This window comes from Paraburkholderia sp. 31.1 (assembly GCF_014397645.1).
In the GTDB taxonomy this organism is placed as follows: domain Bacteria; phylum Pseudomonadota; class Gammaproteobacteria; order Burkholderiales; family Burkholderiaceae; genus Paraburkholderia; species Paraburkholderia tuberum.
Map to the genome: position 1 here is coordinate 101,452 of NZ_VZQN01000014.1, position 17,069 is coordinate 118,520.

15 protein-coding genes are annotated in these 17,069 nt (G+C 62.4%); 14 read left to right on the forward strand and 1 reads right to left on the reverse strand.

Annotation, left to right across the window (positions count from 1 at the left end; translation table 11 throughout):
• Positions 1-5: 5 nt before the first annotated feature.
• From F6X37_RS13145 to F6X37_RS13205, 13 genes are all read left to right on the forward strand, one after another.
• The gene (locus F6X37_RS13145) at positions 6-182 is read left to right on the forward strand and encodes a hypothetical protein (RefSeq protein ID WP_167368730.1); all 177 of its coding nucleotides are present in this window, start codon (positions 6-8) and stop codon (positions 180-182) included.
• 117 nt (positions 183-299) lie between these two features.
• A complete protein-coding gene (locus F6X37_RS36785) occupies positions 300-470 on the forward strand; it encodes a hypothetical protein (RefSeq protein ID WP_262419883.1) in 171 nt (56 codons plus the stop codon).
• Between the two features lie 59 nt (positions 471-529).
• On the forward strand, positions 530-2,107 hold the full coding sequence (locus F6X37_RS13155; protein ID WP_187611609.1) for an esterase/lipase family protein: 1,578 nt from the start codon (positions 530-532) through the stop codon (positions 2,105-2,107).
• 98 nt (positions 2,108-2,205) lie between these two features.
• Positions 2,206-3,180 carry a T6SS immunity protein Tli4 family protein gene (locus F6X37_RS13160; protein ID WP_187611610.1) on the forward strand — a complete coding sequence of 325 codons (975 nt, stop codon included), beginning with the start codon at positions 2,206-2,208 and terminating at the stop codon, positions 3,178-3,180.
• A 12-nt stretch (positions 3,181-3,192) separates the two neighbouring features.
• Entirely contained in the window at positions 3,193-4,437 is a 1,245-nt protein-coding gene (locus tag F6X37_RS13165) for a hypothetical protein (protein ID WP_143037228.1), read from the forward strand.
• 87 nt (positions 4,438-4,524) lie between these two features.
• Positions 4,525-4,815: a PAAR domain-containing protein gene (locus F6X37_RS13170; RefSeq protein WP_090810291.1), complete on the forward strand. Its 291-nt coding sequence runs from the start codon at positions 4,525-4,527 to the stop codon at positions 4,813-4,815.
• 121 nt (positions 4,816-4,936) lie between these two features.
• Positions 4,937-8,473: an ImcF-related family protein gene (locus tag F6X37_RS13175; RefSeq protein WP_187611611.1), complete on the forward strand. Its 3,537-nt coding sequence runs from the start codon at positions 4,937-4,939 to the stop codon at positions 8,471-8,473.
• Complete coding sequence (gene tssA, locus F6X37_RS13180; protein ID WP_187611612.1) at positions 8,474-10,054, forward strand: type VI secretion system protein TssA; 1,581 nt, start codon at positions 8,474-8,476, stop codon at positions 10,052-10,054. It begins immediately after the preceding gene.
• 23 nt (positions 10,055-10,077) lie between these two features.
• Positions 10,078-11,892, forward strand: coding sequence for a type VI secretion system baseplate subunit TssF (gene tssF / locus F6X37_RS13185; RefSeq protein ID WP_187611613.1), 1,815 nt, complete (start codon positions 10,078-10,080; stop codon positions 11,890-11,892).
• A complete protein-coding gene (gene tssG / locus F6X37_RS13190; RefSeq protein WP_262419884.1) occupies positions 11,889-12,986 on the forward strand; it encodes a type VI secretion system baseplate subunit TssG in 1,098 nt (365 codons plus the stop codon). The genes tssF and tssG overlap by 4 nt, the downstream gene beginning before the upstream one ends.
• Positions 12,987-12,999: 13 nt before the next feature.
• Positions 13,000-13,521, forward strand: a complete 522-nt coding sequence (tssJ, locus tag F6X37_RS13195) for a type VI secretion system lipoprotein TssJ (RefSeq protein ID WP_184057963.1) — start codon at positions 13,000-13,002, stop codon at positions 13,519-13,521.
• Positions 13,522-13,583: 62 nt separating this feature from the next.
• A complete protein-coding gene (locus F6X37_RS13200; protein WP_187611615.1) occupies positions 13,584-14,603 on the forward strand; it encodes a zinc-ribbon domain-containing protein in 1,020 nt (339 codons plus the stop codon).
• Between the two features lie 109 nt (positions 14,604-14,712).
• Positions 14,713-14,853 (forward strand): hypothetical protein, encoded by a 141-nt coding sequence (locus tag F6X37_RS13205; protein WP_187611616.1) that lies wholly within the window; start codon positions 14,713-14,715, stop codon positions 14,851-14,853.
• 460 nt (positions 14,854-15,313) lie between these two features.
• Here F6X37_RS13205 and F6X37_RS13210 read toward each other — a convergent pair whose 3' ends face one another.
• Positions 15,314-16,066 carry an SDR family NAD(P)-dependent oxidoreductase gene (locus F6X37_RS13210; protein ID WP_187611617.1) on the reverse strand — a complete coding sequence of 251 codons (753 nt, stop codon included), beginning with the start codon at positions 16,064-16,066 and terminating at the stop codon, positions 15,314-15,316.
• A 316-nt stretch (positions 16,067-16,382) separates the two neighbouring features.
• On the opposite strand from F6X37_RS13210, the gene F6X37_RS13215 reads away from it, so the two are divergent.
• Positions 16,383-16,943 (forward strand): DUF4865 family protein, encoded by a 561-nt coding sequence (locus F6X37_RS13215; RefSeq protein ID WP_222944832.1) that lies wholly within the window; start codon positions 16,383-16,385, stop codon positions 16,941-16,943.
• The last annotated feature ends 126 nt before the right edge of the window (positions 16,944-17,069 follow it).

A 17,069-nucleotide genomic window follows, 5' to 3' on the forward strand; every position in this document is an offset into this window, starting at 1 on the left:
CGCGGATGCCAGTCGACTTTTCGAAACTGCCGCCGAAGCAGCCCGTGCCAGATAACCCGCCCTCGCGGTGGCTCTGGACGGTCGTGTTCTTTGTGATTGTGATCGCGGGCATCTTCGCGGTTTTACAAACTCCTCCTCAAGTGCGGCGGATCCTATATCCGGCTGTCGTCAACTGGAATTGAGGATGGCACCAAGGGAACCGAACGATCAAGTCGGCGGCATTCAGCCGGCAGGGGCCAAGCTCACTCGCAGAGACGGTCAACTCGTGGAAACACGCCCCATACGACGAGGAGTTCACCTTGAAGTGGCCATTCAGCGATGAGCCCGTGAAGAACCGCAAATTTTCGATCATCCGTGAAGACGGGAGTGTGATTTCCGGGGCCACGAACACAGCGGGTAAAACCAGCCTGCAACAAGCGATGTTCGCCGAAAACGTCCGTCTGCGGATCGACGGAGAATCGTCGGCATGATGGAAGCCGGTTCGAGATGATGCAAGCCAGAAATCGACTCTACCTGGGAGCCTCACTAGATGGCCACTAATGAACGTATTATTTCCGCCACGATCGCTGACGATGGATCCGCGCACTATACATCCGTTACTTCTGCGCCAGACGACAGCACGGCGGTGTGCTACATGGTGCCTGACCGGATCATCCCGGTAATCTTTGTGCCGGGGATCATGGGCACCAATCTGAAAGCGGTCAGCGGGACGGACAAAGACAATCCTGTCTGGCTCGTAGATAGCGCAGCCAGTGTTGCGGGCTCATGGATGTGGCGCGGCCCGGAGATCCGCAAGAAGAAACTCGATCCGAAGAATACGGTCGTGTACGAGGACGGAAAGATCCCGTCGGGGACTGCGCAAAGTGAAACGGAGCTGCGCCGACGGGGCTGGGGGACGGTTGGAAACAGGAGCTATGGCAAGTTTCTGCCCATGCTGGAAAATGCGCTCAACGACGCCAGCGAGTGCAAGACCGGCCTTCGGGCGCAACTGATGCACAAACTCGTAGCCACAGCGCCTGGCGTGAGCGTGCTTTTGCACGACGAAGTGGACCTGTCGTATAGATATCAACTTCCCGTTCACGCGGTGGGGTACAACTGGCTTCAGTCTAACGCCGATTCAGCCAAACACCTCGCGGACAAGATCAAGGAATTCAAGGATCACTACACGAAGCTCAGGAAGACCTGCGATAAGGTCATTCTCGTCACTCACTCGATGGGCGGACTCGTCGCGCGCTATTACTCAGAGGTGGATGGACATCGCGATAGCGTGTTAGGGATCGTCCACGGCGTGATGCCGACGACCGGATCTGCCACCGCATATAAGCGGGTTAAGGCCGGCACCGAAGGGGCGGTCGGATTGGCGCTCGGGCCGGATGCTGCGACGATGACCGCTGTATTTGCTCAGGCGCCCGGAGCGCTCCAGCTTCTGCCGAGCGTGGAATACGGGATGGGCTGGTTGAAGATTAAGGACGGCGGCAGTCTTGTCTCGAAACCATTGGCAGATCCATACGCGGAAATATACCTGCAGCGCGGAAAATGGTGGGCGCCGGTCAACGACAAGCTGATCAACCCGTTGGATCCGGCAAAGAAAGGCATTGACGCTGACTGGATGAGTTTCGCGGGCTTAATCAATAACGAAGTACAACCGTTCCACGAGGCCATGCGTGGAAAGTTTCACAGCACGACATACGCGTTTTATGGTGATGATGAGCAGCATAAGACTTGGGGTGATGTGGTGTGGAAGAGAACGATCTCTCCCGGTGGTCTCGTCGCCACGCCGGATCAATCGCCGTTAAGTGGTCTGATGGACAAGCAGCCAATACAGGATTCGGGTACCGGAACGCAGACTTTCGATAACCGCGTCAACCCGTGGCACACGCGCGAGGAGTTCGTTTTGCAGGACGCATCGGAGCATGGCGACGGCACTGTGCCAATGCGCTCGGGGCGCGCGCCATCTCAGCAGCCGGGTGTAAAGGCCTGTGTGCCTTACCCTAAGGTCGATCATGAGGGAGCATACAAGGAAAAGCCGCAACAACTCTTCGCGTTGTGGGCAATCACCCGGATCGTCATGAACGTCAAGGGGACATCGCTGGAATACAAGCAATGAGACATCGTCTGCGCGTATGGCTATTGTTGTTTCCATTGCTGATATTGACTGCGTGCGGACGTCACCCAGCACATTTGACCGAACAGGAGAAACAGACCGTGAGTGAACTGACAGCAAACCTGAAACCGCGTTGCGTCGGCCGATACCTGATTGATATGCCCGCCGACGCGTTGGTGTCAGGAGATGCCACGGTTCAAGGTGTAAAAATCGAATCGGTGGCGATGTCGCGCGAAGCGTATCTGCAGGAAGTTGCAAAACGTCAGGCGGAACTAAGAGGAACGAAGAGCGTTGACCCCTATCCGTTCCTGTACGCAGATGATCAAGTGCAAGGCCCCGACACTCATTACTTTGTCTATCGTGGCCACGTGCATGATGATCCAGCTAATCGCCTCATTGAAGGGTACAAATGGGATCAGGGATATCGCATCAAACTCGGGATAGAGGGGAGTGACTTCCTTCATCCGGACAGGACCAGTCGACCTTCTATTCAAGCGTTGGATGTAAAGAATGATGTCCCGGAAAAAACTCGCATTGTTTTCGAGATGATCGCAAAGTTGCGCGGACGCCCCGAGGACGAAGTTCCTTCGGTCCCCGGTCTCTGTTTTCAGGGAGGCTTTCTGCCGGGAGAAGCTGGTGATCACGAGGACGCGGGGTTCCAGTTTGTCCTTCACGACAATCGAGACGTGTACATCGGCTTCGAAAGCGATTCCGGTATTCGGGAAACGACTACGCTGTTGCAGCGTGGTGACCAGATAAACGCAAGCCTGAAATCCCTAGACGGAGGGCGGACCATACGGAAAGGTGCGGTACCTCTTAACGAACTGGCCGCTGAAGAGTGGCTGATGGCGGGAAGAACCTCTCCGAAAGTATTGGGCAATATATTTACATTGGAAGCAAACTCGACGACCAGCAATGCCCAGTCTCCGCTGGTGACGCTGGATATGTCCACCGGTTCTCCCAATGCATTCATGAAGGCGTGGGATATCAAGTCTGCATCCTTGAGCGAAGGTGAGGCCATCGCCTTGTGGGACACCGTGTCCCGCACGCTGCGCCCGCGCCCGAACGGGTTCTGAAGGAAGCCGCGGATGCCAGTCGACTTTTCGAAACTGCCGCCGAAGCAGCCCGTGCCAGATAACCCGCCATCGCGGCTTCTCTGGACGGCCGTGTTCTTTGTCATTGTGATTGCCGGAATTTTCGCTGTTCTGCTCTTGTGGCCCAAAGGAGAGCCTACACAAACGCCCTGGTTCTGGACCTGTCTGATCGTCTATCCAATCGGGGTTGCGACCTTCGTTGTACTGCGCCGATACAGCATGTACGAGGGACGCCGCCTCGACGCCATCGCGTGGAACGACGCGTGTGAGCAATACGAAAAGGACATTTTTGACCGGGCCAGTATTCCCGTGGACATCCTCGCATCGGCCTACCGGTTTTCAAACGATAGCGAAGAGAATGAGTTGGGCGGTCTGCTTTCTGGTTCGCTCAAGCTGGAACCGCAGGTTGTGCCCGCTCCGGACACTCCGCCTGTCAGCGCTCGCTGGTTCACTCACCCGGATAGCGACGAGCGTGGAAACAAACACACAAATGACAATATTCGGCAACGCGATGTGCTTCGTTGGGTGTTCGGTGAATTGCTGAACGATGTCGCTGAAGCTGTTGGACGCTTGCCGGATGACCTGAAGCTTTCTACACAACTTGTGCTCTCCGACACTGCTATGGGGGATGAATCACTTCAGTGCTGGAACAGATTGTGGGCGGACCGCAAGTTGCGTTCGGCACGAACTTCCATTGTGACCGGTGCGATGGACATGATGTGGCTCGACGCGTGGCTTGATCGCATCAGCAAGCGCCAGGATCAGGAAGCACGACTTGTCGTGTTTGTTCGCCTATATCCGCTTCTCGAAAATGCTCCCCCCGCTGGCAGCTCGGAAGCCGCGATTGCAATCTTGCTGGCACCACAGTCACTGACCAGGCAGTTCCGTCTCACGCCTGTCGCTCAATTGCATCGACCGACGCGGACGGACGATCCGTCGATCGATGTTGCCCTGACCAATGCCCTGCGATGGGGGCGCGTATCGCCGACGGAAGTCAAGCGCGTCTGGCAGACAGGGCTTGATGCGGGTACTGCTGGAACGGCAACCAAAGCGTGGGTCAAGGTTGGCATTGCCGTAAAGCCGACAAATATTGACTACATGGTTGGTCTCGCGGGCGACGCCGCACCGTGGTTCGCTGTAGCCTGCGCATCGAAGGCCGCTTCCGTCGAAAATGCCCCGCAACTGACCGTTACCGGCTCAGTGAATGGTTCACGACTCTGTGTCGTTCGTATCTCATGAGTGCGATGCGGCAAAGGCGCCGAAAGAAGGACCATTCTGCCTATCCGCCCGTAGCGGATGGAAACAACGAAAAAGGGAAATCTGATCATGGTAAGACGCTACGACATTTTTAAGGGTGACAAAACAACAGAAGATGGCACGGTTACCGGAGGGGATCCGCTCGACAGGATTGGCGATCAGGAGCAAGCCTACGAAGGTGACGACGTCTGGTGCCCGAAGTGTCAATCAGTTGGTCATATCGTGTGCGACGGTCCACGCCGATCGATGAAGGGACCGGATGGCAGGGAGGGAGCACTGAGTGACGATCTGTGTGTCTGCAAATGCGAGCCCAGTCCACGACTGATTCCCTCCCAATACACGTCCTATGTCGACGCATAGGGGCAATGCAAGCGGCGGAATGGCTTTGCATTGTTGGGCCCATGTCTGTGCGGCTCACCAGGTACGCGACGATACATTCGTCTATTCCGATCGGACTCCACCTCAATTTCATTAATCGTTCATGCTTCGCAAATTTCGGATCGACATCCTGAGCATTGTCTTGCTGGTGGTCTTGCCTGGACTCCTGATCTGGTTCAAGGGAAGCGACTGGTTCGGCATCCACGCGGCCGAAAGGCGAGCCGAATGGATCGTTGTGTTATGCCTCGTTTTCGTCGTGCTGTTCGTCTGGCTCAGCTACGACGCCTCGTCACGACCCGCGACTGCGGCCCGGCGGATTCGTTACTGGGTCGCAAGGCAGTTCGGTTCAAAATCGGCGTCAGTTGAAGCTGGGACTGAAGCCGAACGCTCGCGCGCCGAGTCACTGCGCGAATTGCTTCGCGGCCGCCACGGGTGGAACTGGCGTTACCGCGACCGCTGGGTTGTCGTCGCTGGCGACGCGCCGCTCGTCAAGCGTCTTGCGCCGGGGCTTGCCGACGCCGGGTACGCGATTACTGGCGATACCGTGCTGCTCTATGCGAAGCAGACCACCGACAAGCTCGATATCGAATGGCTTGACCAGATCCGTCGTCTGCGTCGGAGACGCCCGGTCGATGCAATCGTAGCCCTGACGCGAAACCGCGGTTCAGCGAATACGCCGTTCGACGCGGAGGGCATTGCCCAGCGGCTCGCACGTCACGCCCGCGCGCTGCGCTGGGCTGCGCCCGCGTACCTGCTGAACGTCACCGACTTTGGTGGCGAACAGTCCGGACCAGACGAGGCGATCGGTTTCACCTGGGCGAATGAGCGCACGCGTCCCGACGAGGTCGAAGCGTCGCTGCGCGGACTCTCTGAAAATCTTGCCGACGCTGGAGTCGTGCGCCTCACGCAGGACCCGAACGACCGGTACCCGGCCGAGCTGTCGCGACACATTTCGGAACTTCGCGCAGCATTGTCGGACCTTGTGATGCAGACCAGGGCGTCACGCCTTTGGCGCAATGCGGTCCACGGGCTGCTGTTTGCTCCGCTGTTCAAGGAGCGGGAGGCAACCGCACCCGTTCCAGCTCCTGACGCTGAAGACGGTGACTCCCTACCGCCGCAGCAAAGGACGATCTGGCAAACGGTCGCCGACCACAGCCGCAAGATTCACGGCCGCCGTGTTGGCTTCTCACTGTCGACCACGGCCGCGTGGATGACGACGGCGCTCATTGGATGCTGGGTCGCCGGCACGCTGCTGTCGGGCATGATGAACCGCACGACGATCCAGACGGCCACTGACACGCTCGCGAAACTGTCGACGACGCAGGACCGCACGCAGGGGGCACTCGCACTCGACAGCCTTGACAAGCAGATCGACACCCTCGAAGTCCGTCAGCGCGACGGCGCACCGTGGACCACACGCTTTGGCCTGAACCGGGACAGCGTGCTGTTGACCGCCGCCTGGCCCGGCTACGAAAACGCCGTCAGCCGCATCCTCGTCGCACCGATCCGTCTGAAACTGGAGGAGCGCCTGCACCAGCTCGCCTCGCTCTCGGATGCGGAAATCGCCAGCGGCGGCAACGCGCAGGTCCAGGCCGCCTACGACACACTCAAGACCTACCTGATGCTCGCGAGGCCGGACCGCGCGGTTGCCGCATTCCTGACGCCCCAACTGATCGCCACGGCCGTGCCAGCGCGCCCGGCCAATTCCCAGCTCACGTCCGGCACGTGGGAAGACCTGCGCCAGCATGCAATCGCGTTCTTTGCGAGTCACCTGGGGCGCCGTGGATCCGCCGGGGACTCGTCGCTCGCGATCGTTCCGGATGGCGCACTGGTGGCCACGGCGCGTCAGACCATCATCGGCGTGCGCGGCATCCAGAACTCGACTGACGCGATCTACCAGCAGATCCTCGACGACGCGAAGCCGAAATATCCGCCTGTGTCGCTCGCGACGCTGCTCGGCGATACGAGCAGCAAGGGGCTTTTCAATACCGCGGTGACCGTACCGGGCGTGTTCACGCGCACTGCGTGGGACGAGCGGATCTCGAAAGCCATCGACGACGCGAGCGAGCAGCGCAACGTGACCGGCGACTGGGTGCTCTCAGACGTCCACGCGAGCGCGCCGTCGACCGGCTCGCTGAAAGCCGAACTGCGTCAGCGCTATTTTGACGACTACGCGCGGGGCTGGGAGCTGTTTCTCAACAGCCTGCGCTGGCAACCCGCCCCGACGTTGTCAGGCACGGTTGACCAGCTGACGCTGCTTAGCGATCCGCAGCGCTCGCCGCTTGTTGCCCTGATGAACGCAGTGGTTTATCAGGCAGGCGCGGGCACCGCGACGCAATCGCTGTCCGATACGCTGATCAGCAAGGCGCAGCAGCTTGTCGGCGCCGACGAGAAAGATCCGTCGAAGCAGACGCAGCCGCAACTGGCACCGCTGGCCGCGGCCTTCGGACCGGTCCTGCGCCTGACGGGCAGCGACCTGGCTTCCCTGGCTTCGGGCGCGCCCGCAAACACGAAGGCCGCCACGCAGCTGGCGGCCACGGGCGACCTGAGCCTCGCGCGTTATCTCGAACGGGTGAGCGCGATGCGGCTGAAGGCGCAGCAGATGGTCGACAGTGCCGACGCGGACGCGATGGCCCGCGCGGCCGCACAATCCGTGCTGCAGGGCAAGACGTCTGATATCGCCGACAGCCGGGATTACGCGAGCCGTCTGGCTGCGAGCCTCGGCGAGCAATGGGCAGGCTTCGGCAATCTCTTTCAGGCACCGCTCGACCAGACCTGGCAGGTCGTGGTACAGCCGGCCGCGGCGAGCCTGAACGACATCTGGCGCACGGCGATTGTCGCGGACTGGAACCGGACGTTCGGCGGCCGCTATCCGTTCGCCGACTCCGACAACGATGCCTCGCTGCCGGAGATGGCGCGCTTCATGCGTCCGGACAGCGGCGTCATCACCGGGTTCGTCACGACGCAACTGGCCGGTATCGTCGAGCGTCAGGGCGACCGATGGGTGGCGGCCCAAGGAGCAAACCACGGCGCGCTCACACTCGATCCGGGCTTCCTCGCGGACCTGAACAGGCTCACCCGCGTGGCGACCGTGCTGTTTCCATCCGGCGACGCGCATGTGCGCTATGAGCTACGCGCGGTACCCACACCAGGCGTGACCGACATGAAGTTCGTGCTGTCGGGCCGCGAGTTGCACTACTTCAACCAGAAGGAAGAGTGGACGCCGTTTATCTGGCCCGGCGACTCGCTGGAGAATCTCTCGCATATCGAGTGGCAGACCGAGCAGGGCGGGTTGCGCTCGGGGCTCGACGCCCAGGGCAGGTTCGGGCTGATCCGGCTGCTTGAGCACGCGAAGGTGTCGCCGCAGGACAGCGCGCGCTATCTGTTGACATGGACGCCGGACCAGAGCCAGGGCATTCCGCTGCGTGTACAGCTTCGCAGCGAGGCTGGAGCGGGGCCGCTCGACGTGCTCGAACTACGCCACTTCACGCTGCCGCCGCGGATCTTCGTGACCAGCACGGCGAAAGGCGGACCGAAGCTCTCGGCCGTCAATCCGCCGCCACTGCCGCCGTCAGCGATTGCAGCAGCGAAACACGCGGCGATGCCGCTGCCGCATGGCGCGATGCCGGAGGTCGAATAAATGCTCTCCGGTCTGCTCAAAACCCTGTTCCCTTCGCGTGATGCGGAGCAACTGGTGCGCGCGCGTCTCGATGCGTGGGACGCGTGGCTGCACCCGTTACCAGGCGACCACGGTGTGGGCCGCGATCCGGGCTACGAGGATGCGTTCTTCGAACTGAAGGACGAGGCGAACAGGCTCTCCGGCATTGATGACGGCCTGATCGTGCGCTCCTGCGAGCAGCTCACGAAGGAAACCGGCAAGGATCTGCGGGTGGTGGGGTATTACGCGTTCGCGCGACTGCGCCAGGATGGGACGGCTGGCTTCGCGGACGGTCTGGAGCTTGCGGCCGCGCTGGTGGAGCGGTTCGGCGAGGCGCTGCTGCCCGCACGCGCCGAGGCGAAGAAGGGCGCGCTCGATATGCTGGCCACCACCCGCATGATCGATCTGCTGGAGAGCCGCGGCGAGTTCGCGCCAGCCGATCTCGAACGTGCGATCGCCGCGCTCGATCTGCTTGTGACGCGCACCGGGGTGTGGCCGGAAGCGGCCCGTCCGAACCTGCGCCCCCTCGTGTCCCGTTTCGAGCGCAGCGACGATCCGGCACGCAGCGCGGAACCCGACTCGACCGCGCCCTCCGCTGTGGCAGGTTCCCCTTCAACATCCAGCGCGATCGGCTCCACACGCGATCTGCTTGACCAGGCGCGCACGATGGCAACGTGGCTGCGTGATCAGGAAAACGGCTACCTGCCGTCCGTGCGGCTCGTACGCAGCATCCGCTGGGACACACTCCACGAGGTGCCGCCAGCGGATGCGAGCGCACGTACACGCCTTGTGCCGCCGCGCGGCGAGCTTCGCCAGCAGATGAAACGGCTCGTGCTGCAGAAGCAGTGGCACGAACTGCTGGAACGCGTCGAAGGGGCGTACATGGAGGGCGTGAACCACCTCTGGTTCGACCTGCAGTACTTCCAGCACGTCGCGCTCGACCACGTCGGTGCGCCCTACAGCACGTGGCGGGAACTGCTGCGCGCCGACTTCGCGCTGTTCCTCGAAAGGTTGCCCGGTATCGAGCGGCTCGCGTTCAACGACGGCACGCCATTCGCCGACGATGCGACGCTCGAATGGATCGCGCGGCACGCTGTCGTGCGCGACCTTGAGGCGGGCGAAAGCGTTGCACCACTGTCCGTATCCGCTGACAGCGACGACGGCGCCGCCGGTGACTGGCCCGAGATCGAAGCGCAGGCGCGCGACATGGTGGCCGGCGACGGTATCGAGGCAGCCTTCGCATGGCTCGACGCACTGCCCGGCATCCGGACGGAACGCCAGCGCTACCTGCAGCGGCTCGTGATGGCGCGACTCGCCGATCATGCGGGCCGCGCCGATACGGCGATGGCGCTGCTGACCGAACTCGATGCTGCTGCCCGCTCGTTGCCGCTGATGCGCTGGGAGCCGGCGCTCATCTTCGAGGTCAAGCACCAGTTGATGCGTGCGCTGAAAGCGGCAAGCAGCCGCAAGGACGCGGACAAGCCGGCGCTCGCGCACCGCATCGGTCAGTTGCGCGACGAGCTGACTGTGCTCGACCCGTCCCGTGCGCTGACGCTGTCATAAGAGAACGAAAATAAGAGAACACCATGGAAAACGAAGATCCGATCCTGCGCTACTACGAAGCCGAGATGCGCTATCTGCGCGAGTCCGGCAAGGAGTTCGCGAAAGCGCATCCCGACCGGGCGCGCATGCTCAACCTCGATCGCGTGGGCGAGCGCGATCCTTATGTCGAGCGCCTGCACGAAGGCTTCGCGTTCCTGACGGGGCGCCTGCAGCAGAAGCTCGACGACGAACTGCCCGAACTGACGGAAGGTCTCGTGAGCCTGCTGTGGCCACACTACCTGCGCATGATGCCGTCGCTGTCGGTCGTCGAGCTGATCCCGCTTGCCGAGACACTGCAGAAGACGGAAAACGTGCCTGCCGGCGTGCCGGTGCGTTCCGCATCCATCGCCGTGCCGCCGGCAGCGGGCGCCGAGGGCACCACGCCCAGGACTGTGCAGTGCCTCTACCGGACCACGCAGGAGGTGACGTTGCAGCCGCTGCGCCTCACGCATGCGGGCCCTACCGTGCGACATGACGGCCGCTCGGTGATCCGCCTCGGATTCCATCTGGACCAGTCTGCGCGACGCGAAGCGACGGACCTGTCCCGTGTGCGCCTGTATCTGAACGCCGATCTGCCGACCGCATTCGCGATGCATCTGGCGCTGACCCGCCAGGTTGATTCGGTTGCATGGCGGATCCCCGAAGTGCGTGATGGCGAGGTGCTGCCGCTGGCTGGCGTCACGATCGAACCGGCGGGCTTCTCAACCGAAGAGCGGTTATGGCCAAAAGCCGAGGCGTCGTTTTCCGGCTACCAGCTGCTCCTCGAATATTTCACGTTCCGCGAGAAATTCCTCTTTGTCGACCTGTGCGGACTCGATGTTACGAAGCTGCCGGCGAGCACAACGCGCTTCGAACTGGAGATCGTGCTCAAGCGGGCGTATCCGTCCGACCAGCGTTTCAGCGCGGAGAACGTGCGGCTCTTCTGCACGCCGGTCATCAATCTGTTCGAGCTTGATGCCGCGCCGATCGTGATCGATCACCACGAGACCGAATACCGGGTCGTCCCGGCCGGGCACCAGGGCGAACATGTCGAAACCTATTCGGTCGACGCGATCGAATCATTCGACCATGTGACGGCTGAGCGTTACGAGTATGTGCCGTTCGCCACCTTCCGGCATCGCGGCGGCATGCTGCGCCATGAAGCGCCCGAACGGTATTTCCACACCCGCGTGCGGCCAGGCGTGACCGGTCTGCATGAAACGTGGGTGATCCTCGGCGGCCACGCGTGGGAGACGATGGAGGATCTGCCCGAGGAGAGCGTATCGCTGCGCGTAACCGGCACGAACGGCATGCTGCCGCGCAAGGGTCTGCGCGAGGCCAGCATTGACGAACTGGCCGCAAGCACGCCCAATGTCGCGGGTGTACGCAACCTGGTGGCGCCGACGTTGCCGCTCTATCCGCCGACCGGCGATCGATTCCAGTGGAGAGTGCTGTCGCACCTCGCGCCGAACTTCCTGTCGATGATGGACGCGGAAGTGCTGCGGGGCGCACTGGCGCTCTACGACTGGACCAACGACGAGCTGAACCGCCGACGCCTCGCCGGCATCCTGCATGTGTCGGAGGAACTGCTCGAGGAGGTGTCGGGCGGCTCGGTCGAGCGGGGCGTACTGATCGAAGTCACGCTCGATTCGCACGCGTTCGCGGGCGAGGGCGACGTGATGCTGTTCGGCGAACTGCTGCACCGTTTCTTCGGGCTGTATGCGGAGATCAACCTGTTCACGAAGCTCGCCATCGTGAGCCTGCCTTCGCAAACCCGTACCGAATGGCCGCGCAGCAAGGCGCAGCGCGCTCCCCTATGAAACCACGCGAGTTGCCGAATCTTGAACCGCTCGTGGCGTCGTTGCTTGCGCGCGCGCCGAAGATGAATTTCATGCAGCTATGCAGGCTGCTCGAAGTGCGTGTACCCGATCAACCGGGCTTCGGCACGCGAGACACGCCGGAGCACGAGCCGGTGAGGTTCCGGCCGAGGCCGCGGCTGGGGTTCCCGGCCGGTGAGATCGCCGCGGTGGAACTTAGTGACGAGCGTCCCGATGCGCCGCCGACCGTGCGCACGACCTTCCTGGGCCTGTATGGCGTCGACGCCGCGGTGCCATCGCACATGATCGATGAGATCGTCCTGCGCGAGGAAGGACATGAAGCCGTCGAAGCGTTTCTCGACCAGTTCAACCACCGCTACGTGGCGCTGCTGTACCGCGCCTGGAAGAAGTACCGCTACCCGGAGAGTTTCCAGGCGGGCGGCACCGATGCGCAGTCGCGCAACCTCCTGTGCCTCGCCGGCTTCGGGTGGGGCGAGAAGCCGGCCCGGTCGGGTCTGCCGGATTCACGCGTGCTCGCGCTGCTGGGTCTGCTGGTCCAGCGCACGCGCACGCCCGAGGGACTCGCTGGTGTGGTGGCGCTGGCGGTGCCCGGTGTCGAGGTGCGTGTCGACGAGTTCTGGCCGACGGTCAAGCGTGCCGGACAGCCGCAGCCCCTCACGTCGTCAGGCAGGCTCGCCGGCGCTCAGGAAGACAGCAAGCGCCGCGGACTTGGCGGGGGCTACGTGCTCGGCAACCGCCTCGAATATCGCAGCCGCGCCGTGCGAGTGACGCTGCGCCCTTCGGACGGACAGCAGGCGCACGACCTGCTGCCCGGCGCATGGCTGCATCGCGAGCTGATGGCGTTCATCCGCCTGTATGTGGGCACGAAGGCCGACGTACACCTGCGCATGGAGGTGTCGTCGCGTCTCGCGCCCGCGCCGTCGGTCGGCACGGCTGCGACCGGCCCGGCACCGCGGCTGGGATGGACCGTCGTGTTGCCGTCTGATGAGGAACGCATCATCACCATTGCGCTCGGCGTCTACGAAGTCTTTCCCACGCCCGGACCGAACCCGCATCGGGTTCCACGTGCCGCCTGAATCTGGAGAAATCATGCCTTTACGTTTAACCGTGGCCGCCCTCGCGTCAGGTCTGCTGCTTTCCGCATGCGGCGCCTGGCAGTCCGTATCTGATACGACTTCCAGCGCGTATCACTCGGTGTTTTTCAGGCAGGTCAAGGTGCTTGACGTCGACCTGACCGCGCGTGCCGAGTTGAATCCGGATGACGCAGGCCGTTCCACGTCACTCGCGGTCCGCGTCTATCAGCTCAAGGATCGAAAGCTGTTTGACGGCGTGTCCTACGACGATCTGCTGAAGAACGACAGGACCGTACTCGCGCAGGACCTTCAGGCCAGTATGGCAGCCGTCGTCAATCCTGGCGCGTCGGTCAGCCTGTCTCAGCCCATGCAGGCAGACACGAAGTACGTGGCGATCGTCGCGTTCTATCGCAATCCCGGCAATGGCGATGGCTGGAAATACGTGATCATAAAGAAGAAGCTGTCTGCCGATGCCCCGCTGAAGCTCACGCTGATGGATCAGGAACTGGTCGCATCCGGTGATCGCCAGAAGGACTAGCCGGAATGACACGACGTCCGGAAGTGTCTGTGCCCAACGTGTTTGCATGACGGGGCGGCCCGATGAAGACGCTTCGCGAACTGCAGCAGGAACTCGAGCAGCTGGATGTTGACATCCGGCTCGCCCGTGAACACGAAACCGGATCGGGAGGTCCGGCGAAGTCGACAGCCCGGCGGACCCGACCGATCGCGACGGCGGTATGGTCAGAGCGGGTACCCGCAGGCACGAGACAGCGCGTACAACGTGCACGGGACGGCCTGCCCGGACCGGGCGGAAGCAGCGCGCCCGACTATCGTGAGCGGGCCTTCGCCGCGATCCGCAAACTCGCGCGTGCGTGGGGTGGGCAATGCATGTCGGCCGCGTATGAGGGCTACAAGGTGCCGCTCGAGTTCGAGTGCGCAGCGGGACACCGGTTCCCGATGCTGATTCACATGCTGCGCATGGGTAGCTGGTGCCAGGCTTGCGCCTATGAGCGCGCAACGATTCACTCGCTCGAGGAGGCGCGTGCACTCGCGGCGGCAAAGGACGGCCAGTGCCTGTCGACCCAATACGAGAACATTAGGAAAAAACTGCGCTGGCGTTGTGCAGCCGGTCATACATGGCTCGCCAGCCTGGAGGGCGTGCTGGCGGGTGACTGGTGCCAGAGCTGCCATCACCAGAGTATCAAACCCCCGCAGGAAGCTCTTGAACGGGCTGCGGCCGAGCGGGGTGGACGGTGCCTGTCAGCATATGTCGACAAGGAAACGCCGCTGGAGTGGCAGTGCGCCGAAGGTCACATCTGGAAAGCACAGTGGTTCAGGGTGAAGAAAGGCCAGTGGTGCCACCGCTGCGCGGTGAAGGCCAGAACGCGCACGATCGAAGAGATGCAGGAAGTGGCGAATTCGCGTGGCGGACGCTGCCTGTCGACGGTCTACCCGGGACCACACGGCAAGATCGACTGGGAGTGCGCCAAGGGTCACCTGTGGCGCGCCTCGGTCAACAGTGTCTGGCGAGGTAGCTGGTGCCCGGAATGCGCCTGGGAAAGCCGCCGTCTGGCGCGTAACCGCCGGCGGAGCAAGGGGTCCGTGCCGATCATGGTATGACGCGCCATGCGGATGATACGCTGGCCGCGATCCTGTTCGCGTGGGGATTTCTGCATGTTGCGCTCAAGCTGATTTTCGCGACCAACCCGCTTCACCATTGATTGCAATCATGCAACGACGAAAACTCATCGTCGCCGCGCTGGTTGTCGCCGCGTCGTCGCTGCTCGGCGGCTGTTCCCTGTTCGGCTGCGGCGGCTCGGCAACCAGTGGCGGCGCCTTTGGCGGATGCCACGCCGGCACCCGCTTTTAGACTGACTCAGAGAAGACGAAACAACATACGGATACCCTCAGCTTTCGCGGCCACCAACGGCTGCGTTGAACAGCGAACATGACGCGCACGCATAAACGTAAGCACACGGAGCACAAGGACCACCGGCTCGACCGCGTGCAGTCCAACGCAAACGTTGATCCCCGAGTTCGACGCGACGCTACCGGTCACGCATGCTGCGGGCCGCGCGTACAGCGACGAGGACGATCCGTTGTTGACAACGTTCGTAACCGGAATCTGGGACGAGTTGTACTCGCGAGAGACGACGCCCGTGCCACCGTGCCCGGCCTGCAAGAGTGGCAACACGCGGGTGCAGAACCGGCCGAATCGCCATCATGCATTACCGTTTTTCCGGTGCCGCGCGTGCGAGCGGACCTACTCGCGCCTAACCGGGACGCCTCTCGCGCATCGGATCTTGCCCGCGCGCGATGCGGCCAAGGATCTATATGAAGCTTGCGCCTCCGTTGACGGGGATCGTTTGGCCCGTGATGAATGCGTTGCCGACGACCATCAGCACGACCTCCGCGACCTCGCTCGCTTCGCCCAAGCGCCCGACGGGCAGCCTTTCTGCGACATTGGACGCCTTAAGCGGTCCAGCCATTTCGGTGTCGATCGGTCCCGGTGCAACGGCGTTGACGGTGATCCCTTCGCGGGCGAGCCGTGCCGCATAGCCGCGCGTCAAGCCTTCGAGGCCGGCTTTCGATGCGTTGTAGTGAACGCCAACCAAGCCGGGGCCGCGGGCGGCGGCCGACGAGACGTTGACGATGCGGCCCCAGCGCCTCGCGCGCATGCCGGGCAGCACTGCCTGCGTGCAGAGAAACGCCGATTTCAGATTGACGGCGAGCGTTCGATCGAACTCCGCTTCCGCGAGATCGTCGATGTCGACGATCGTCGCGGTGCCCGCGTTGTTCACGAGCACGTCGATCAGGCCGAGGCGGTTTTCCACCTCGGCGATCATCGCTTCGACGTCGTCTCCGACCGATACGTCGGCGCATACCGCGATCGCGCGGCCTCCGGCGCGTTCGATTTCCGCGACGACGTCGGCCGCGTCGTTCTCGCGTTGCCGATAGTTGACCGCGACTGCTGCGCCGGCTGAGGCAAGCGCGATCGAAATGGCGCGTCCGATTCCGCGCGAGCCGCCGGTCACCAAGGCGACACGATCGTTTAAGTTGAGCGAATGAGAATGAGCTGGCATCGTGGAACTCCTCGGTTGCGGGGGGCAGAACCGGTTGTGGCCTCGTCTGCGAGGCGTGGTGTCGCCGAGCGAGGCGTTGCCGGAACGCATCCTAGTCTGCCCCCTCCAAAGCGTCTTCGCCGGAAAGTCGCCCTGCTGCTTTCATCGATCTTTCGGCCGTTCTGGCTTCAAAGAAGCCGTTGCAGCTAGACTGGGCCGAACGGCAGCTCAGGGTCAGCGACAATCGCGGGCGGCGGCACCCTCGCAATGGATGTCGCTCGCCTGGTTGTAGCAAAATCTGGAGCCCGACCATGTATGCGATGCATTATGAATCACCTTGCCCGCCGACTACGATATGCAGATCATCCGAAATCGCGTCGCGGACCGCGGGCACATGACCGACACGTTCGCTGGCCTTGGTCTCAAGGCTTACCTGATCCGCGAGCGCGACAAGGCAGGTGCGACGCTCAACCAGTATTCGCCGTTCTACTTGTGGAATGACACCGTTGGTATGAACCGTTTCCTGTGGGAAGGAGGCGGTTTCCAAGGCATCGTCGAATCGTTCGGACGGCCCGTCGTGCTGACATGGTCGGGCCTCTTGTGCCAGCGCGGACCGGCGTCCGGCGTATTGCCTTGCGCGGCGACGCGGGAGCGAGTGGTCGTTCCTCGCGAAGCCGATCTCGCGCAGGCCGCGCGAGATGCGGTCGCTGAAGTCGAGCGTATCGCAAGGCATAGTAGTGTGATCGCCAGCGCCTGTGCGATTGATCCGCGCTCCTGGGAGCGTGTCACCTTCACGGTTTGGGCCGACACACCAGAAGCAGTTGTCCCAGGCGAACGCTACGAAGTGCTGCACTTGTCGCGCCCAGGCTTCGATGAACTGGCGCCGTCAACAGAATAGATAGCGCCAGCAGCCTAACGTTTCGTCCAGTCGGCGACCGCATTCAATTGCCGTCAGGCAGTCGTCGGCCACGAACGGACGTTGGACGTCGCGGGCTAGATTGGCGACAATCGGGCAACTTTGCGA